A 19,882-nucleotide genomic window follows, 5' to 3' on the forward strand; every position below is an offset into this window, starting at 1 on the left:
TATGACTGATAAGTCTCATCAGTGCGTCATTATAGGCATCGCCGGCGCATCGGCTTCAGGTAAAAGTCTAATTGCCAGTACGCTTTATCGCGAACTGCGTGAACAAGTAGGTGATGAGCATATCGGCGTCATTCCCGAAGACAGCTATTACAAAGATCAATCCCATCTGTCGATGGAAGAGCGCGTTAAAACGAACTATGACCACCCAAATGCAATGGATCACAGCTTGCTGTTCCAGCATTTAGAAGCGCTCAAAAGCGGCCAGGCGATTGAACTGCCCGTTTACAGTTACGTAGAACACACCCGCACCCAGGAAACCATCCGCATCGAGCCGAAAAAGGTCATTATCCTCGAAGGCATCCTGCTTCTGACCGACGCCCGCCTGCGTGAATCCATGAACTTCTCGATTTTCGTTGATACTCCGCTGGATATCTGCCTGATGCGCCGCATCAAGCGTGACGTGAATGAGCGCGGCCGTTCGATGGACTCCGTCATGGCGCAATACCAGAAAACGGTTCGCCCGATGTTCCTGCAGTTTATTGAGCCATCCAAACAATACGCCGATATCATTGTGCCGCGCGGGGGTAAAAACCGCATTGCTATAGATATCTTAAAAGCGAAAATCAGCCAGTTTTTTGAATAAGCCGCGTGAATTGTGTACCGTTCAGAGATAACCTGGTTTTACCCTGAGCGCTTACCGCCTCAGGGTACGATGCATGAAAGGAGAAAGTGCCATGCGTCTTTGTGATCGCGATATAGAAGCCTGGCTGGATGAAGGCCGTTTGTCTATTACCCCACGTCCACCCATTGAGCGTATCAATGGTGTGACCGTTGATGTACGGTTGGGGAATAAATTCCGCACCTTCAGCGGCCATACCGCACCGTTCATTGACCTCAGCGGGCCGAAGGACGAAGTCAGCGCTGCGCTCGATCGTGTGATGAGTGACGAAATCGTTATCGACGAGGGCGAAGCTTTCTATCTGCATCCGGGTGAACTGGCCCTGGCGGTGACGTTTGAATCTGTAACCCTGCCTGCGGACCTGGTCGGCTGGCTTGATGGCCGTTCTTCGCTGGCGAGATTGGGGCTGATGGTTCACGTGACCGCGCACCGTATCGATCCAGGCTGGTCGGGGCGTATTGTGCTGGAATTCTTCAATGCCGGTAAATTGCCGCTGGCGCTGCGGCCGGGAATGATGATCGGCGCGTTAAGTTTTGAACCGCTGTCAGGCCCGGCAGATCGTCCTTATAACCGTCGCCAGGACGCAAAATATCGCGACCAGCAGGGCGCGGTTGCCAGCCGCATTGATAAAGACTGATCGTTAGCCCATTGAGGATGCCATGAGAAGAGTTCTGACAACGCTGATGATTTTGCTGGTGGTGCTGGTGGCTGGCCTTTCGGCGTTGGTTCTGCTGGTTAACCCCAACGATTTCCGCGCTTACATGGTGCGGCAGGTCGAGGCACGCAGTGGTTATCAACTGAATCTTGACGGGCCGCTGCGCTGGCACGTCTGGCCGCAGCTCAGCATTCTCTCTGGCCGCATGTCGCTCACCGCGCCGGGAGCGTCCCAGCCGCTGGTGTCCGCAGACAACATGCGCCTTGATGTGGCGCTGATCCCGCTCATTTCCCATCAGCTGCAGGTTAAGCAGGTGATGCTGAAAGGCGCGGTGATTCAGCTCACCCCACAAACCGAAGCCGTGCGTGATGCAAATGCGCCGGTCGCGCCGCGCGAGAATATCCTGCCTGATGAGCCGTCCGATACTGGCTGGTCCTTTGATATCGGCAAGCTGAAAGTTGCCGATAGCGTGTTGGTTTTCCAGCATGAACACCAGGAGCAGGTGACCGTTCGCGACATTAACCTACAGATGGAACAGGATGCTCACCACTTTGCGACGGTAGAGTTTAGCGGGCGCGTGAATCGCGATCAGCGTGATTTGACCCTGTCGCTGAATGCGAATGTGAATGCGTCAGACTACCCGCATCAGCTCACGGCTGATATCCAGCAGCTTAACTGGCAGCTGACGGGGGCCGATCTTCCCGCCCAGGGCATCGCCGGGCAGGGAACGCTGCAGGCCGTATGGCGCGAAGAACAAAAACAGCTGGAGCTGGATAATCTCAATCTGCAGGCTAATGACAGTAGCCTGAAGGGGCAGGCGAGCGTCACGCTCGAAGAAAAGCCGAAGTGGGTGCTGAATCTGCAGTTTGACAGGTTCAACCTTGAAAACCTGTTGCCGCCTCTGCCAGCCAGCGCCACGGACAGCGATGCCACGCAGACGGGGCAAAGCCAGGCTCCGGTATCACGTCCGGTTATCTCGTCTAATCTCGATCAGCCCGACTATAACGCCCTGCGTGGATTCACGGCGGATATTCTGCTGAAAGCCAATAGCCTGCGCTGGCGAGGCATGGACTTTACCGACGTGAGCAGCCAGATGTTTAACCATAACGGTTTGCTGGTGATCTCCGAACTGAGCGGTAAGATGGGCGCAGGGAACCTCTCGCTGCCCGGTACGCTGGATGTCCGTAAAGACGTTGCCAGCGCCGAATTCCAGCCGCGTCTCGACAATGTTGAGATAGGCACCATCCTGAAGGCTTTTAACTACCCGATATCCCTGACGGGGCAGTTGACGCTCGCGGGTGACTTCTCAGGTTCGCAAATTGATGCCGATGCTTTCCGCCGCGAGTGGCAGGGGCAGGCGCATCTCGATCTGAAAAATTCCCGTATGGAAGGGCTTAACTTCCAGCAGCTGGTGCAGCAGGCGGTTGAGCGCAGCAGCGATGTAAAAGCCCAGGATAACTACGACAGCGCCACCCGCCTCGAGAGCTTCACCGCGGACCTGACGCTGGACAACGGCCAGCTTACTCTCGACAGAATGCAGGGCGCCTCTTCACTCTTATCAGTGACCGGTGAAGGCAAGCTGGATCTGGTGAAAGAGACGGCGGATACGCGCTTTAACGTTCGGGTACTTTCCGGCTGGCAGGGTGAAAGCAAGCTCATCGACTTCCTGAAAGAGACGCCGGTCCCGCTGACCGTATACGGCAAATGGCAGGCACTGAATTACAGCCTGCAGGTGGATCAGATCCTGCGCAAGCATCTGCAGGATGAAGCGAAACGTCGGCTTAGCGGCTGGGCGGATCGTAATAAAGATTCACAGGACGGCAAGGATGTGAAAAAGCTGCTGGATAAGCTGTGATGTCCGTTGCGCCGGGTGGCGGCTTCGCCTTACCCGGCCTACAAAAACCGAACATCGTAGGCCGGGTAAGCGAAGCGCCACCCGGCTTTTTTATACCTCAAAATCCAGTTCTTCTTCATCCCGCAGCGGAATGAGCTGAACCTTCTGCACTCGATGGTTTTCAATCTGCAGCGTTTTGAGCAGATAGTCTCCCACCTGAACCTCTTCTCCCGGCTGCGGGATACGCTGCAAGTACTCCATCAGCAGGCCGGCAATGGTGTGATATTCCCGTTTTTCATCCAGCGGCAGCGGCACGTATTGCACCAGGTCTTCCAGCGGCATGTGGCCGTTAGCCGTCCAGGAGCCGTCTGCGTTTTTCTGAATGTCGTGGCGCGCGTCAATCTCATCCACCTCGTTAGGCAGATTACCGGCGATCGTTTCCATCACGTCGCTGAGCGTGACCAGCCCTTCCACTGAACCAAACTCATCTACTACAAAGGCAAAGTGCGTGCGCGCGTTACGGAATTGCTCCAGGGCTGAAAGCAGCGGTAGCCCTTCCGGGAATACCAGCGGCTGGCGAACCAGGACGCGGAGATTGAGCGGCTCACCGTGAAGCTGCTGCTGGAGCAGGTCAATAACGTGCACCACGCCCAGCAGCTCATCTTCCTCTTCACCGCCGGTCACCACCACGCGGGTGTGCTGGTTTTTATCCAGCAGGGCGCGAACGTGCGCTTCCGGGGCCGTCAGGTCGATATGTTCAATGTCATGTCGCGATGTCATGATGCTGCTAACCGTCCGCTGATTGAGATTGAGCACCCGCTCAATCATCAGCCGTTCCTGCGGGTTAAAGATCTGCCCGTCGCTGTGATCGGCCAGCATGGCGGAGGATTCGGCGTCCAGCTCGGCATCCTCTTTCTTACCGCTTAACAGGCGCATAACCGTGTCGGCCGTGCGCTGACGCAGGGTCTGATTCGCGGAAAGGAAGCGGCGGCGGTTAAATATCGCCAGCTGGTTAAGCGCTTCAATCATGACGGAGAATCCGATGGCGGCATACAGGTAGCCTTTCGGAATATGGAAGCCAAAGCCGTCGGCCACCAGGCTAAAGCCAATCATCAGCAGGAAGCTCAGACAGAGGATCACGATGGTCGGGTGACTGTTCACGAAGCGGGTCAGCGCCTTGCTGGCCATTACCATCAGCGTGATGGCAATAATGACCGCGGCCATCATCACCGCAAGGTGGTCCACCATCCCGACGGCGGTGATCACCGAGTCAAGGGAGAAGACCGCATCCAGCACCACGATTTGAGCCACCACCGGCCAGAATTTCGCCCCACGGCGCTGGGTCGGGTTCTCGCTGTCTTTGCCCTCCAGCCGCTCGTTGAGCTCCACCGTGGCTTTAAACAGCAGGAACAAGCCGCCGAAGAGCATGATCAACTCGCGGGCGCTAAAGCTCAGACCGTGAATGGAGAACAGAGGCTGAGTGAGCGTCACCAGCCAGGAGATAGAGGCCAGCAGCAGTAGCCGCATCACCATTGCCAGCAGCAGACCCGTTACGCGCGCGCGGTCGCGCTGGGAAGGAGGTAGTTTTTCAGCGAGGATGGCGATAAAGACCAGATTATCAATCCCGAGCACCAGCTCGATGACGACCAGCGTAACCAGCCCGGCCCAGATTGAGGGATCGGCAATCCATTCCATAGTAATAGCAATACCTTCTGTAATATGACAAATGTCACACTTCGATCATGGATAAAGCTGGGGGAAATTGCAATGCCGGGCTGAGATTTCTCTTAATACGACGGGTAAAAAAGAGAGCATTCTCAATAATCTGTAAATAAGCGAAATACGTATATTTAATTACAGGGAAAGCATTTTAGGATATATCGCAGGTGATGATTTTTGCTTTCATTTTGTCAATATAAAGAAAATCCTAAAAGGTCAAAAATTTGCTCTTAATATTAATCTTAAAAACCGATATTAGGACAGTTGTCTCCTTGCCTGCTATTAGGTTAGCTGCAACAATTCTCCCAGCATCAAATGTTAAATCTCAGTGTTGCTATTAATGTTCGGTCTTCAGGGATGGTTATTCATTATTCGTCGGGTTTCTCAAGCGACTGATATATTTCCAGAAGGCCTTGTTCAAGAGGGTGTCTATCCATAACACATTGTTTAGTCAGTGGATTGGTAACTGAAAGCCAAGGGCGGTAGCGTGCCTGAAAGCGTGTGAATCAGCCTCGATTATTCTGTCAAGAGCCAATGGATGAATAAGCTTTTTTTAGGACTGATGCCAGTTATATTTCTATTTGATTAACTGCATGCTGAAACCCAATACGACTCGAGCTTATTTAAATTGCACAGGATAATTACTCTGCCAAAGTGATAAATAATCAATGATGAAATCCAAAATGAAATTGATGCCATTATTGGTGTCTGTGACCTTGATGAGTGGTTGCACGGTCTTTCCCGGCAGCAATATGTCAACAATGGGTAAGGATGTGATCAAGCAACAGGATGCCGATTTTGATCTCGACAAAATGGTGAATGTTTATCCACTTACGCCTCGTCTGGTCGAACAATTACGTCCACGTCCGAATGTAGCCCAGCCGAATATGTCGCTGGACCAGGAAATTGCGTCCTACCAGTATCGCGTGGGGCCGGGTGACGTGATCAACGTGACCGTCTGGGACCACCCCGAACTGACCACGCCTGCGGGCCAGTACCGCAGCTCAAGCGACACCGGTAACTGGGTGCAGTCAGATGGCACCATGTTCTATCCCTACATTGGTAAAGTCCATGTTGCGGGGAAAACGCTTGCCGAGATCCGTAGTGATATTACCGGCCGCTTAGCGCAGTACATCGCCGATCCGCAGGTGGACGTTAATATCGCCGCATTCCGCTCGCAAAAAGCCTATATCTCCGGCCAGGTGAACAAATCCGGCCAGCAGGCCATCACCAACGTTCCTCTGACCGTACTGGATGCCATCAACGCCGCGGGCGGGTTAACCGACGGCGCCGACTGGCGCAACGTCGTGCTCACCCACAACGGGAAGGAGCAGCGCATTTCGCTGCAGGCGCTGATGCAAAACGGCGATCTGACCCAGAACCGCCTGCTTTATCCGGGCGACATTCTCTACGTGCCGCGCAATGACGATCTGAAAGTCTTCGTGATGGGTGAAGTGAAGAAACAGAGCACCCTCAAGATGGACTTCAGCGGTATGACGCTGACCGAAGCGCTGGGCAATGCTGAGGGTATCGATCTGACGACCTCTAACGCGACCGGTATCTTCGTGATCCGTCCGCTGAAAGGTGAGGGCAGCGCGAAAGGCAAGATTGCCAACATCTACCAGCTGGATATGTCCGATGCGACCTCTCTGGTGATGGCGACGGAGTTCCGTCTCCAGCCATACGATGTGGTGTACGTCACCACCGCGCCGGTTGCCCGCTGGAACCGTCTGATCAACCAGTTGCTGCCAACCATCAGTGGCGTTCGCTACATGACGGATACGGCGCGCGACATTCATACCTGGTAATCCGCGATGTTTAACAAAATTCTGGTGGTATGCGTGGGGAACATTTGCCGTTCCCCTACGGCTGAGCGGTTGTTGAAACACTACCAGCCCGAACTGACCGTTGATTCGGCAGGGCTGGGTGCACTGGTCGGTAAAGGTGCCGATGAGCGCGCAACGAGCGTAGCGCGGGATCATCACCTCTCTCTTGACGGTCACGTGGCCCGCCAGGTCACTGGCCGCATGTGCCGGGAGTATGACCTGATCCTGACGATGGAAAAACGCCATATTCATGCGCTGTGCGATATCGCTCCGGAGATGCGCGGCAAGGTGATGCTGTTTGGTCACTGGGACAATGAACGTGAAATCCCCGATCCGTATCGCAAAAGCCATGAGGCCTTTGAGGCGGTTTACACCTTACTTGACCAGTCTGCCCAACAGTGGGCGCAGGCACTGAAAGTTCAGCAGGGATAACAATGACAGAAAAAACAAGACCTTCTGCCGCCCCGACTTCGGGCAGTGATGAAATTGATATTGGGCGCCTGGTCGGCACTGTTGTAGAGGCAAAGTGGTGGGTGCTTGGCATTACCGCCGTATTCGCCGCGGCGGCCGTTGTTTATACGCTGTTCGCCACCCCTATCTACAGCGCCGACGCGCTGGTGCAGATCGAGCAGAATACCGGCAACTCGCTGGTGCAGGATATCGGCTCCGCGCTGGCGAACAAGCCGCCGGCATCCGACGCTGAAATTCAGCTCATCCAGTCACGTCTGGTGCTGGGTAAAACGGTTCACGATCTCGGGCTCGATATCTCCGTCACCAAAAATACCTTCCCAGTCTTTGGTGCCGGCTGGGACCGTCTGATGGGGCGAAGCAATGACACGGTGAAAGTCACTGACTTCGTGCTGCCGAAAGGGGCTGCCGATCAGACGTTTACCCTGACGGTGCTTGGCCCGAAACAGTATCAGCTAACCAGCGACGCAGGTTTTAGCGCCCGCGGTGAAGTGGGGCAGATGCTGACCAAAGACGGCGTCAGCATGATGGTCAGCGCGATTAACGCCCAGGAGGGCGGTGAATTCACCGTCACCAAATTCTCCACGCTGGGGATGATTAACAATCTGCAAAACAACCTGACCGTCACCGAAAACGGTAAGGACACCGGCGTGCTGAGCATGACCTTTACCGGTGAAGATAAGGATCAAATCCGCGACATCCTGAACAGCATTACCCGCAACTACCTTGAGCAGAACGTCGAGCGTAAGTCGGCGGAAGCGGCGAAAAGCCTGGCGTTCCTGTCAAAACAGCTTCCGGAAGTGCGCGCCCATCTCGATGAAGCCGAGAACAAGCTGAACGCTTATCGTCAGGATAAAGACTCCGTTGACCTGCCGCTGGAGGCAAAATCGGTCCTTGATTCGATGGTCAACATTGATGCGCAGCTCAACGAGCTGACCTTCAAAGAGGCGGAAATTTCCAAGCTTTATACCAAACGCCACCCGGCCTACCGCACGCTGCTGGAGAAACGCCGTACGCTGGAAGAAGAGAAGGCGAAGCTCAATGACCGCGTGACCGCGATGCCGAAAACGCAGCAGGAGATCGTGCGTCTGACCCGCGACGTGGAGTCCGGACAGCAGGTTTACATGCAGCTGCTGAACAAGCAGCAGGAGCTGAAAATCACGGAAGCCAGTACCGTCGGTGACGTGCGTATCGTCGACCCGGCGATTACCCAGCCAGGGGTGCTGAAGCCGAAGAAAGCGCTGATTATTCTCGGCAGTATTATTCTCGGCCTGATGCTCTCCATCGTCGGTGTACTGCTGCGTTCGCTGTTCAACCGCGGAATCGAAAGCCCGCAGGTGCTGGAAGAGAGCGGTATCAACGTCTATGCCAGCATTCCACTGTCTGAGTGGCAAAAATCCCGTGACAGCGTGAAAACCATCAAGGGCGTTAAGCGTTACAAACAGAGCCAGCTTCTGGCGGTGGGTAACCCAACCGACCTCGCTATCGAAGCGATCCGCAGCCTGCGCACCAGCCTGCACTTCGCGATGATGCAGGCCAAAAACAACGTCCTGATGTTAACCGGCGTTAGCCCGTCAATCGGTAAAACCTTCGTCTGCGCCAACCTGGCGGCCGTTGTCAGCCAGACCAACAAGCGTGTGCTGCTGATCGACTGCGATATGCGTAAGGGCTACACCCACGAACTGCTGGGCACCAACAACGTTAACGGTCTGTCGGAAATCCTGCTCGGTAAAGGTGACATCAGCCAGAGCGCGAAACCTACAACGGTGCCGAAATTCGATCTGATCCCACGCGGTCAGGTGCCGCCTAACCCGTCCGAACTGCTGATGAGCGAACGCTTCACCGAACTGGTGGAGTGGGCGAGCAAAAACTACGACCTGGTGCTGATCGATACGCCGCCGATTCTGGCCGTGACCGACGCAGCCGTCGTTGGCCGCCATGCGGGCACCACGCTGATGGTAGCGCGTTACGCGGTGAACACCCTGAAAGAGGTAGAAACCAGCCTGAGCCGCTTCGAGCAGAACGGGATTGAGGTGAAAGGGGTGATCCTGAACTCCATCTTCCGCCGCGCGACCGGGTACCAGGATTACGGGTATTACGAGTACGAATATAAGTCTGACAGCAAATAACAATCCCCCTCACCCTAACCCTCTCCCGAGGGGAGAGGGGCGGGGTGAGGGATCAGGGGAAGATCATGACCACACAACGCCCTTTAGTTTCAATCTATATGCCGACATGGAATCGTCAGCAGCTGGCGATCCGCGCAATCAAGTCGGTGTTACGTCAGGATTACGATAACTGGGAGCTGATCATCGTTGATGACTGCTCTTCCTCGTATGAACAGCTGCAAAAGTTTGTGACTGACCTCAACGACCCGCGGGTGGTCTATACCCACAACGCCATCAACTCCGGCGCCTGTGCGGTGCGTAATCAGGCGATTATGCAGGCCAAAGGGCAGTATCTCACCGGAATCGACGACGACGACGAATGGACGCCTAACCGCCTGTCTATTTTCCTGTCGCATAAAGAACAGCTGGTTACGCACGCTTTCCTGTACGCCAACGACTATGTCTGCCAGGGCGAGGTCTACTCTCAGCCCGCCAGCCTGCCGCTGTACCCGAAATCACCGTACTCACGCCGCCTGTTCTACAAGCGCAACATCATTGGTAACCAGGTATTCACCTGGGCGTGGCGCTTCAAAGAGTGCCTGTTCGATACCGAACTCAAGGCCGCGCAGGATTACGATATCTTCCTGCGCATGGTGGTGGAATACGGCGAGCCGTGGAAAGTGGAAGAGGCTACGCAAATCCTGCACATCAACCACGGGGAGATGCAAATCACCTCCTCGCCGAAGAAGTTCTCCGGCTACTTCCATTTTTACCGCAAGCACAAGGACAAGTTTGACCGTGCCAGCCGTAAATATCAGCTCTTTACCCTCTATCAGATCCGCAATAAGCGCATGAACTGGCGCACGCTGCTGACGCTGCTGTCCGTGCGTAACGGCAAGCGTCTGGCTGATGGACTTCGGGGGAAATAATGTTTCTGGAAGATTGCCGCGCTAACAGCTGGAGCCTGCGTCCGTGCTGCATGGTTCTGGCGTACCGCATCGCGCACTTTTGCTCGGTGTGGCGCAAGAAAAATGTGCTGAACAATATCTGGGCGGCACCCGTGCTGGTGCTGTACCGCATCATTACCGAATGCTTTTTTGGCTATGAAATTCAGGCCGCTGCCACCATTGGCCGCCGTTTTACCATCCATCACGGCTATGCGGTGGTGATCAACAAGTTCGTGGTTGCCGGGGATGATTTCACCATCCGCCATGGGGTGACCATTGGCAACCGCGGGCCGGACAGCCTGGCCTGCCCGGTTATCGGCAATAACGTCGAGCTGGGCGCGAACGTGGTGATCATCGGTGACATTACGATTGGTAATAACGTCACGATTGGTGCTGGCAGCGTGGTGCTGGACAGCATTCCGGATAACGCGCTGGTGGTGGGAGAAAAAGCCCGCGTGAAGGTGATTAAATGAACATTCTGCAATTTAACGTACGCCTCGCAGAAGGCGGAGCGGCAGGGGTGGCGTTGGATCTGCACCAGCGCGCGCTGCAAAAAGGACTCCAGTCTCGTTTTATTTACGGCTATGGCAAAGGCGGCAAGAAAAGCGTTAGCCACGATAATTTCCCGCAGGTGCATAAGCACACGCCGCGCCTGACCTCGATTGCTAACATTGCGCTGTTCCGTCTGTTTAACCGCGATCTGTTTGGCAACCTGAACACGCTGTACCGCACGGTAACCCGTACCACCGGCCCGGTTGTGCTGCATTTTCACGTGCTGCACAGCTACTGGCTGAATCTGGAAGAGGTGGTGGCGTTCTGTCAGAAGGTGCAGGCCCACAAGCCCGACACCCGCTTCGTCTGGACGCTGCACGATCACTGGAGCGTAACCGGACGCTGTGCGTTTACCGACGGCTGCGAAGGCTGGAAAGATAACTGCCAGAAGTGCCCCACATTAAGCAACTACCCGCCGGTGAAGGTGGATCGCGCGCATCAGCTGGTCGCCGGAAAGCGCCAGCTTTTCCGCGACATGCTGTCGCTCGGCTGTACGTTTATCTCCCCGAGCCAGCACGTGGCCGATGCCTTCAACAGCCTGTACGGGGCAGGGCGCTGTCAGATTATCAACAACGGCATCGACGTGGCGACGGAAGCCATTCTCGCCGAGCTGACGCCGGTGGCAGAAACCGCGGGCAAACCGAAAATCGCTATCGTTGCGCATGACCTGCGCTACGACGGGAAAACCAACCAGCAGCTGGTGCGCGACATGATGGCGCTGGGTGACAAAATTGAGCTTCATACCTTCGGCAAATTTTCCCCGTTCGAAGGGGCTAACGTGGTGAACCACGGGTTTGAAACCGATAAGCGCAAGCTGATGAGCGCGCTTAATGAAATGGATGCGCTGGTATTTAGTTCACGCGTGGATAACTACCCGCTGATCCTCTGCGAAGCGCTCTCTATCGGCGTGCCGGTGATTGCCACCCACAGCGATGCGGCACGTGAAGTGCTGGAAAAATCCGGCGGCAAAACTTTTGCCGAGCAGGAGGTTCTGCCGCTGGTTCAGCTGCCGAAGGCGCAGATCGCTCAGGCCGTTTTTGGCACTGACCTGGAATCGTTCCGCAACCGCAGCCGCAAGGCCTACAGTGGACAACAGATGCTGGAGGAATATGTCTCGTTCTATCAGAATCTGTAGTTATCTGCTGCTGCCGCTGATCTACCTGCTGGTCAACGTCAAAATTGCCCAGCTCGGCGAAAGCTTTCCGATAACCATCGTCACCTTCTTGCCCGTTCTGCTTTTGCTGTATGTCGATAAAATCAACCTTAAGAAGCTGATGATTGCCTTAGGGTTGGGCACGGGCCTGACGCTGTTTAACTACATCTTTGGCCAGTCGCTGGATGCCAGTAAATACGTCACCTCGACCATGCTGTTTGTTTATATCGTTATTATTATCGGAATGGTCTGGAGTATTCGCTTCAAAACGATTTCTCCACACAATTATCGGAAAATCCTCAGGTTCTTTTATATTGCCGTTGCGTTAATTGTTATGCTTGCTGCCATGGAGATGGCGCAAATTATTCTTACCGGCGGCAGCAGCCTGATGGAGATAATTTCGAAATATCTCATTTACAGCAACAGCTATGTATTGAACTTCATCAAGTTCGGCGGGAAGCGTACCACGGCCCTCTATTTTGAACCGGCGTTTTTCGCTCTGGCGTTAATCTCAATTTGGCTCAGCATCAAACAGTTTGGTATCAAAACGCCTAAGACCGATGCTATGATTCTTGCAGGAATTGTTCTGTCTGGATCGTTCTCAGGGGTAATGACATTTATCCTGTTTTACCTGCTGGAATGGGCGTTTCAGTACCTGAACAAAGATGCGATTAAGAAAAAACTGCCGCTGGCGATTATCTCCCTGACGGTATTTATGGTGGGCGTGATATTTGCCTTCCCGTACATCTCAGAACGTCTGGGTGATTTGGGAACGGAAGGGTCTTCGTCCTATTATCGCATCATTGGACCGCTGGTGATGGTGGGTTATTCCTTAACCCATATTGATGGTGTAGTAAGATTCGGCTCACTTTACGAATATGTTGCATCATTCGGAATCTTTAACGGTGCGGATGTCGGTAAAACCATAGACAATGGTCTGTATCTGTTAATTATTTATTTTTCGTGGTTCGCCGTACTGTTGACGCTGTGGTATCTGTTTAAAGTTTTCAAAATGATGATTAACGCGTTTGGTGATAACCAGAACTTTCGCGTTCAGCTTTATCTGTTTACGCCGGTGTCGCTGTTTTTTACCGGGTCAATATTTAGCCCGGAATATGCTTTCTTGATTGTCTGTCCGTTTATTCTGCGCAAAGCGCTTAATATTACGAATGTATGACGAAATGAGGTGATTTATGTTTCTTAGCGTCATTACTGTCGCTTTTCGTAATTACGAAGGGGTGGTAAAAACCTGGCGCTCGCTGCGCAACCTGGCACGCGATCCAAGCCTCACCTTTGAGTGGATTGTGGTCGACGGCGGCTCGAACGATGGCACGGCGGAGTTTCTGGAAAAACTCAACGGTGAGTTCAACTTACGCTACATCAGCGAGAAAGATAAAGGCATCTACGATGCGATGAACAAAGGCATCAATATGGCGCAAGGCCGTTATGCCATCTTCCTGAATTCGGGTGATATTTTCCATGACGACGTGGCGCTGTTTGCCCGTCAGCTGGCGCGCCAGAAAGAGGACGCCATGTATATTGGCGATGCGCTGCTTGATTTTGGCGACGGACATAAAGTGTGCCGCAGCGCGAAGCCGGGCTGGTATATCTACCATAGTTTGCCCGCCAGCCATCAGGCCATTTTCTTTCCGGTAAAAGGTCTGAAAAAACAGCCTTACGATTTGCAGTATAAAGTGTCATCCGATTATGCGCTGGCAGCCAGTCTGTATAAGTCAGGTTACCCGTTCCGCCGAATTAAAGGGCTGGTATCTGAGTTTTCAATGGGGGGTGTGTCAACCTCGAATAATCTGGAGTTGTGCCAGGATGCCAAAAATGTACAGCGTAAAATATTACGCGTGCCGGGGTTCTGGGCGGAATTATCTTATTTTTTACGCGTGCGCACCACGAGTAAAACGAAAGCCTTATATAACAAAGCCTGAATATAAGGAAACGTAATGCAGGATCTGAACGGTTTCTCCGTACCGAAAGGTTTTCGGGGGGCGGGCGGTATTAAAGTGCAGCTATGGTGGGCCGTTCAGGCCACCTTATTTGCCTGGTCACCGCAAATACTGTACCGCTGGCGAGCATTTTTATTGCGCCTGTTTGGCGCAAAAATAGGAAAAAACGTAGTCATTCGGCCTTCGGTGAAAATTACCTATCCGTGGAAATTAACGCTCGGGGATTATGCCTGGGTAGGGGATGACGCGGTGTTATATACCCTTGGCGAGATTACGATTGGCGCAAATTCGGTGGTTTCACAGAAATGTTATTTGTGTACCGGAAGCCATGACTTTATGAGTCAGCATTTTGATATTACCGCCTCGCCTATTGTGATTGGCGAAAAATGCTGGCTGGCAACGGATGTTTTTGTTGCACCGGGTGTTTCTGTTGGCGATGGCACGGTAGTCGGTGCCCGCAGCAGCGTTTTTAAATCGCTACCGGCAAATAAAGTTTGCCGTGGCAACCCCGCAGTGGTGATACGCGAACGCGTTGAAACTGATTAAATTCATAAGTAGAGGAATATAAACATGTCTAAAGTCGCTCTCATCACCGGCGTTACCGGGCAGGATGGTTCTTACCTGGCAGAATTACTGCTGGAAAAAGGTTATGAAGTACACGGTATTAAGCGTCGTGCGTCTTCTTTCAACACCGAACGTGTGGATCACATCTATCAGGATCCGCACGCGGCGAACCCGAAATTCCACCTGCACTACGGCGACCTGACCGATACCTCCAACCTGACCCGTATCCTGCAGGAAGTGCAGCCGGATGAAGTCTACAACCTGGGCGCGATGAGCCACGTTGCGGTCTCCTTCGAATCCCCGGAGTACACCGCTGACGTTGACGCCATGGGCACGCTGCGTCTGCTGGAAGCGATTCGCTTCCTGGGCCTCGAGAAGAAAACCCGTTTCTATCAGGCATCCACCTCTGAGCTGTACGGTCTGGTGCAGGAAATCCCGCAGAAAGAGACCACGCCATTCTACCCGCGCTCTCCGTACGCGGTGGCAAAACTGTACGCTTACTGGATCACCGTGAACTACCGTGAATCCTACGGCATGTACGCGTGTAACGGCATTCTGTTCAACCACGAATCCCCACGTCGCGGCGAAACCTTTGTGACCCGCAAAATCACCCGCGCTATCGCCAACATCGCGCAGGGTCTGGAGTCTTGCCTGCACCTCGGCAACATGGATTCCCTGCGTGACTGGGGCCATGCCAAAGACTACGTGAAAATGCAGTGGATGATGCTGCAGCAGGAACAGCCAGAAGACTTCGTGATCGCGACCGGCGTGCAGTACTCCGTTCGTCAGTTCGTTGAAATGGCTGCCGCACAGCTGGGCATCAAGCTGCGCTTCGAAGGCACCGGCGTGGAAGAGAAGGGCATCGTGGTTTCCGTGACCGGCCATGACGCACCGGGCGTGAAGCCTGGCGACGTGATTGTGCAGGTTGACCCGCGCTACTTCCGTCCTGCTGAAGTAGAAACCCTGCTGGGCGACCCAACCAAAGCGCACGAGAAGCTGGGCTGGAAACCAGAAACCACTCTGCAGGAGATGGTTTCCGAGATGGTAGCCAAAGATCTTGAAGCAGCGAAAAAACACTCCCTGCTCAAGTCTCATGGCTACGAGGTTGCCATCGCGCTGGAGTCCTGAGAATGACAAAACAACGTATTTTTGTCGCCGGTCATCGCGGAATGGTGGGTTCCGCGATTGAACGCCTGCTCGAACAGCGCGGTGACGTCGAAGTGGTTGTACGCACGCGCGACGAGCTGAACCTGCTCGACAGCCGTGCGGTACAGGACTTCTTTGCGAACGAACGCATTGACCAGGTGTATCTGGCGGCGGCTAAGGTGGGTGGCATTGTTGCCAACAACACCTACCCGGCGGATTTCATCTACGAAAACATGATGATTGAGAGCAACATTATTCACGCGGCGCATCTGCACAACGTGAACAAGCTGCTGTTCCTCGGCTCATCCTGTATTTACCCGAAAATGGCGAAACAGCCGATCGCCGAAAGCGAGCTGCTGCAGGGCACGCTGGAAGCCACCAACGAGCCGTACGCGATTGCCAAGATTGCCGGGATCAAGCTGTGCGAGTCCTACAACCGTCAGTACAACCGCGACTATCGTTCGGTGATGCCGACCAACCTGTACGGACCGCACGACAACTTCCACCCGAGCAACTCGCACGTGATCCCGGCGCTGCTGCGTCGCTTCCACGAGGCGACTGCCGAGAACGCCCCGGACGTGGTGGTGTGGGGCAGCGGTACGCCGATGCGTGAATTCCTGCACGTGGACGACATGGCTGCGGCCAGCATTCACGTGATGGAGCTGGATCGCGAGGTGTGGCAGGAGAACACCGAGCCGATGCTGTCGCACATCAACGTCGGTACCGGCGTGGACTGCACCATTCGCGAGCTGGCGCAGACCATCGCGCAGGTGGTGGGCTATAAAGGCCGCGTGGTGTTTGACGCCACGAAACCGGACGGCACGCCGCGCAAGCTGCTGGACGTGACCCGTCTGCATCAGCTGGGCTGGTATCACGAGGTGTCACTGGAGCAGGGTCTGGCCAGTACCTACCAGTGGTTCCTGGAAAACCAGCACCGCTTCCGGGGGTAACGATGTTTTTAAGTCAGGAAGATTTTGCCACGGTAGTGCGTTCCACTCCGCTCATCTCAATTGATCTGATCGTGGAGAACGAACGCGGCGAGTTCTTGCTGGGGAAACGAACCAACCGTCCTGCGCAGGGCTTCTGGTTCGTGCCCGGTGGGCGCGTGCAAAAGGATGAGACGCTTGCCGATGCGTTTGAGCGTCTCACTCTGGCGGAACTGGGTCTGCAGCTGCCGATGGCAGCGGGCCAGTTTTACGGGGTCTGGCAGCACTTCTATGACGATAACTTTTCAGGCACCGGGTTCACCACGCACTACATCGTGCTGGGGTTCCGCCTGAAGGTGAGTGAGGCAGACCTGCGTCTGCCTGATTCTCAGCATGACGACTACCGCTGGCAGACGCCAGAGGCGCTGCTGGCCAGCGATAATGTGCACGACAACAGTCGCGCCTATTTCCTCGCTGAACGTCAGTCCGGGGTGCCGGGCTTATGAAGATCCTCGTATACGGAATCAACTACTCGCCGGAATTAACCGGCATCGGGAAATACACCGGCGAGATGGTCGAGTGGATGGCGAGCCAGGGACATGACGTGCGGGTCATTACCGCGCCGCCGTACTACCCGGAATGGAAAGTGGGGGAGCGCTACTCAAGCTGGCGCTACCGTCGCGAAGAGGGCGCAGCGACCGTCTGGCGCTGCCCCCTGTATGTGCCTAAGCAGCCCTCGACGCTGAAGCGGTTGATTCATCTCGGCAGCTTTGCTCTGAGCAGCTTCTTCCCGCTGATGGCGCAGCGGCGCTGGAAGCCGGATCGCATTATCGGCGTGGTGCCGACGCTGTTTTGCACGCCGGGCATGCGCCTGCTGGGCAAACTCTCCGGCGCGCGCACCCTGCTGCACATTCAGGATTATGAAGTGGACGCCATGCTGGGCCTGGGGATGGCAGGCAAAAGCAAAGGTGGAAAGGTGGCGAAGCTCGCCAGCGCCTTTGAGCGCAGTGGCTTACACAACGTGGATTACGTCTCAACTATCTCGCGCTCGATGATGAACAAGGCGCAGGAGAAAGGCGTCCCGGCGGAGAAGGTGATCTTCTTCCCGAACTGGTCTGAAGTGGCGCGTTTTCGCGACGTGACTGAGCAAGACGCTCAGGCGCTGCGCGCGCAGCTCGGTTTGCCTGAAGATCAAAAAATCATTCTTTACTCAGGCAACATCGGCGAAAAGCAGGGGCTGGAGAGCGTGATCGAGGCGGCTCAACTGCTGAACGAACATCCATGGACGTTTGTGATTGTCGGGCAGGGCGGTGGGAAAGCGCGTCTGGAAAAAATGGTCAGCGAACGCGGCCTGACCAACGTGAAATTCTTCCCGCTTCAGTCTTACGAGGCATTGCCTGCGCTGCTGAAGATGGGCGACTGCCATCTGGTAGTGCAAAAACGCGGCGCGGCGGATGCGGTGCTGCCGTCCAAGCTGACCAACATTCTGGCAGTGGGCGGCAACGCGGTGATTACGGCCGAAGCCGAAACTGAATTAGGCCAGCTGTGTGACAGCTATCCGGGGATTGCCGTGTGCGTAGAGCCGGAATCGGTTCCGGCGCTGGTCACCGGAATTGAGCAGGCACTTGCCATGCCAAAAGTGAACACGGTGGCACGTGAATATGCCGAACGCACGCTCGAGAAAGAGAACGTGCTGAGCCAATTTATTGCAGATATACGGGGATAAATCATGAGTCAAACCACTTTGTATCCGGTTGTGATGGCTGGTGGCTCTGGTAGCCGGTTGTGGCCGCTGTCCCGCGTGCTCTATCCAAAACAGTTCCTCTGCCTGAAAGGGGATCTCACCATGCTGCAGACGACGGTGAACCGTCTCCACGGCGTGGAGTGTGAAAGCCCGGTGGTGATCTGTAACGAACAGCACCGTTTTATCGTTGCCGAGCAGCTGCGTCAGCTGAACAAACTTACAGAAAACATCATTCTGGAGCCTGCCGGACGCAACACTGCGCCAGCGATCGCCCTGGCGGCGCTGGCGGCAAAACGCAGCAGCCCGAACTGTGACCCGCTGATGCTGGTGCTGGCGGCAGACCACGTGATCCAGCAGGAAGAGGCCTTCCGCGACGCGGTGCGTGCGGCCATTCCTTACGCCGAAAGCGGCAAGCTGGTGACCTTCGGCATCGTGCCGGATCTGCCGGAAACCGGCTACGGATACATCCGTCGCGGCAACGTGACGCCGGGTGAAGGCGACAGCGTGGCGTTTGACGTGGCGCAGTTCGTTGAAAAACCGAATCTGGAAACCGCACAGGCGTATGTCGCCAGCGGTGAGTATTACTGGAACAGCGGGATGTTCCTGTTCCGCGCCGGACGCTATCTGGAAGAGCTGAGCAAATATCGCCCGGATATTCTGCACGCCTGCGAAAAAGCGATGGCGGTGGTGGACCCGGATCTCGACTTCATCCGCGTGGATGAAGAAGCCTTCCTCGCCTGTCCGGAAGAGTCCATTGACTATGCGGTGATGGAACGCACGGCGGACGCCGTTGTGGTGCCGATGGATGCGGGCTGGAGCGACGTGGGCTCCTGGTCCTCCCTGTGGGAGATCAGCGCCCATACCCCGGAGGGTAACGTCCACCACGGTGATGTCATTAGCCACAAAACGGAAAACAGCTATGTCTACGCCGAGTCCGGCCTGGTCACCACGGTTGGGGTGAAGGATCTGGTGGTGGTCCAGACCAAAGACGCGGTGCTGATTGCCGACCGTAACGCCGTGCAGGACGTTAAAAAAGTGGTGGAGAAGATCAAGGCGGATGGCCGCCACGAGCACCACATTCACCGTGAAGTCTACCGTCCGTGGGGTAAATATGACTCCATCGACGCAGGCGACCGCTATCAGGTGAAACGCATCACCGTGAAGCCGGGCGAGGGGCTGTCGGTGCAGATGCACCATCACCGCGCCGAGCATTGGGTGGTGGTTGCGGGTACCGCTAAAGTCACTATCGACGGTGAAGTCAAACTGCTGGGCGAAAACGAGTCCATCTATATTCCGCTGGGGGCGACGCACTGTCTGGAGAACCCGGGGAAAATTCCTCTCGACTTAATTGAGGTGCGCTCCGGCTCGTATCTGGAAGAGGACGATATCGTGCGCTTCCAGGACCGCTACGGGCGGGTGTAGCACTCTGCATTATGCCCGGTAGCGTTACGCTTACCGGGCCTGCGAATGACAAAAAAAATCAATTTGGCCATTTAGTGGTCAGGGCCGACTGTTGCCTGAAAAAGGGGTCATCATGGAAAAATTAACCTGTTTTAAAGCCTACGATATTCGCGGCAGGCTGGGCGAAGAGCTGAATGAAGAT

The 19,882-nt window shown here is 55.0% G+C and carries 19 protein-coding genes; 18 read left to right on the forward strand and 1 reads right to left on the reverse strand.

Annotation, left to right across the window (positions count from 1 at the left end):
* Nucleotide 1 precedes the first annotated feature (1 nt).
* The 3 genes from udk (at nucleotide 2) to asmA (ending at nucleotide 3,189) form a co-directional block, all read left to right on the forward strand.
* Nucleotides 2–643, forward strand: a complete 642-nt coding sequence (udk, locus tag LRM19_RS10480; protein WP_008500855.1) for a uridine kinase — start codon at nucleotides 2–4, stop codon at nucleotides 641–643.
* 91 nt (nucleotides 644–734) lie between these two features.
* Nucleotides 735–1,316, forward strand: a complete 582-nt coding sequence (dcd, locus tag LRM19_RS10485) for a dCTP deaminase (protein WP_111965787.1) — start codon at nucleotides 735–737, stop codon at nucleotides 1,314–1,316.
* 22 nt (nucleotides 1,317–1,338) lie between these two features.
* Nucleotides 1,339–3,189, forward strand: a complete 1,851-nt coding sequence (gene asmA / locus LRM19_RS10490) for an outer membrane assembly protein AsmA (RefSeq protein WP_271368672.1) — start codon at nucleotides 1,339–1,341, stop codon at nucleotides 3,187–3,189.
* A gap of 90 nt (nucleotides 3,190–3,279) precedes the next feature.
* Here asmA and LRM19_RS10495 read toward each other — a convergent pair whose 3' ends face one another.
* Nucleotides 3,280–4,863 (reverse strand): TerC family protein, encoded by a 1,584-nt coding sequence (locus LRM19_RS10495; protein WP_271368673.1) that lies wholly within the window; start codon nucleotides 4,861–4,863, stop codon nucleotides 3,280–3,282.
* A 692-nt stretch (nucleotides 4,864–5,555) separates the two neighbouring features.
* Between LRM19_RS10495 and LRM19_RS10500 the strand changes: the two genes are divergently transcribed.
* The 15 genes from LRM19_RS10500 to LRM19_RS10570 form a co-directional block, all read left to right on the forward strand.
* A complete protein-coding gene (locus LRM19_RS10500; protein WP_014170829.1) occupies nucleotides 5,556–6,695 on the forward strand; it encodes a polysaccharide export protein in 1,140 nt (379 codons plus the stop codon).
* Between the two features lie 6 nt (nucleotides 6,696–6,701).
* A complete protein-coding gene (gene wzb / locus LRM19_RS10505) occupies nucleotides 6,702–7,145 on the forward strand; it encodes a low molecular weight protein-tyrosine-phosphatase Wzb (RefSeq protein WP_023312405.1) in 444 nt (147 codons plus the stop codon).
* A 2-nt stretch (nucleotides 7,146–7,147) separates the two neighbouring features.
* Nucleotides 7,148–9,310 carry a tyrosine-protein kinase Wzc gene (wzc, locus tag LRM19_RS10510; RefSeq protein ID WP_111965784.1) on the forward strand — a complete coding sequence of 721 codons (2,163 nt, stop codon included), beginning with the start codon at nucleotides 7,148–7,150 and terminating at the stop codon, nucleotides 9,308–9,310.
* A gap of 65 nt (nucleotides 9,311–9,375) precedes the next feature.
* On the forward strand, nucleotides 9,376–10,218 hold the full coding sequence (gene wcaA, locus LRM19_RS10515; RefSeq protein WP_023312403.1) for a colanic acid biosynthesis glycosyltransferase WcaA: 843 nt from the start codon (nucleotides 9,376–9,378) through the stop codon (nucleotides 10,216–10,218).
* Nucleotides 10,218–10,709 (forward strand): colanic acid biosynthesis acetyltransferase WcaB, encoded by a 492-nt coding sequence (wcaB, locus tag LRM19_RS10520; protein WP_115875801.1) that lies wholly within the window; start codon nucleotides 10,218–10,220, stop codon nucleotides 10,707–10,709. Before wcaA ends, wcaB begins: the two co-directional genes overlap by 1 nt.
* On the forward strand, nucleotides 10,706–11,923 hold the full coding sequence (gene wcaC / locus LRM19_RS10525) for a colanic acid biosynthesis glycosyltransferase WcaC (RefSeq protein ID WP_143345305.1): 1,218 nt from the start codon (nucleotides 10,706–10,708) through the stop codon (nucleotides 11,921–11,923). Before wcaB ends, wcaC begins: the two co-directional genes overlap by 4 nt.
* Nucleotides 11,898–13,118, forward strand: a complete 1,221-nt coding sequence (wcaD, locus tag LRM19_RS10530; RefSeq protein WP_045908624.1) for a colanic acid polymerase WcaD — start codon at nucleotides 11,898–11,900, stop codon at nucleotides 13,116–13,118. The genes wcaC and wcaD overlap by 26 nt, the downstream gene beginning before the upstream one ends.
* A gap of 16 nt (nucleotides 13,119–13,134) precedes the next feature.
* A complete protein-coding gene (gene wcaE, locus LRM19_RS10535) occupies nucleotides 13,135–13,881 on the forward strand; it encodes a colanic acid biosynthesis glycosyltransferase WcaE (RefSeq protein ID WP_008499420.1) in 747 nt (248 codons plus the stop codon).
* Nucleotides 13,882–13,896: 15 nt separating this feature from the next.
* Entirely contained in the window at nucleotides 13,897–14,445 is a 549-nt protein-coding gene (gene wcaF / locus LRM19_RS10540; protein ID WP_045908623.1) for a colanic acid biosynthesis acetyltransferase WcaF, read from the forward strand.
* A gap of 24 nt (nucleotides 14,446–14,469) precedes the next feature.
* Entirely contained in the window at nucleotides 14,470–15,591 is a 1,122-nt protein-coding gene (gmd, locus tag LRM19_RS10545; protein WP_003863514.1) for a GDP-mannose 4,6-dehydratase, read from the forward strand.
* Between the two features lie 2 nt (nucleotides 15,592–15,593).
* Nucleotides 15,594–16,559 (forward strand): GDP-L-fucose synthase, encoded by a 966-nt coding sequence (gene fcl / locus LRM19_RS10550; RefSeq protein ID WP_045403007.1) that lies wholly within the window; start codon nucleotides 15,594–15,596, stop codon nucleotides 16,557–16,559.
* A 2-nt stretch (nucleotides 16,560–16,561) separates the two neighbouring features.
* Nucleotides 16,562–17,041: a GDP-mannose mannosyl hydrolase gene (locus tag LRM19_RS10555; protein WP_115875796.1), complete on the forward strand. Its 480-nt coding sequence runs from the start codon at nucleotides 16,562–16,564 to the stop codon at nucleotides 17,039–17,041.
* Complete coding sequence (gene wcaI / locus LRM19_RS10560) at nucleotides 17,038–18,261, forward strand: colanic acid biosynthesis fucosyltransferase WcaI (protein WP_271368674.1); 1,224 nt, start codon at nucleotides 17,038–17,040, stop codon at nucleotides 18,259–18,261. The genes LRM19_RS10555 and wcaI overlap by 4 nt, the downstream gene beginning before the upstream one ends.
* A 3-nt stretch (nucleotides 18,262–18,264) precedes the next feature.
* On the forward strand, nucleotides 18,265–19,701 hold the full coding sequence (gene cpsB, locus LRM19_RS10565; protein ID WP_047174549.1) for a mannose-1-phosphate guanyltransferase: 1,437 nt from the start codon (nucleotides 18,265–18,267) through the stop codon (nucleotides 19,699–19,701).
* 112 nt (nucleotides 19,702–19,813) lie between these two features.
* Nucleotides 19,814–19,882, forward strand: a 69-nt coding sequence (locus LRM19_RS10570) for a hypothetical protein (protein WP_271368679.1), incomplete at its 3' end; no start/stop codon positions are given.

This window comes from Enterobacter sp. PI-10 (assembly GCF_027947695.1).
Classification (GTDB): Bacteria; Pseudomonadota; Gammaproteobacteria; order Enterobacterales; family Enterobacteriaceae; genus Enterobacter; species Enterobacter vonholyi.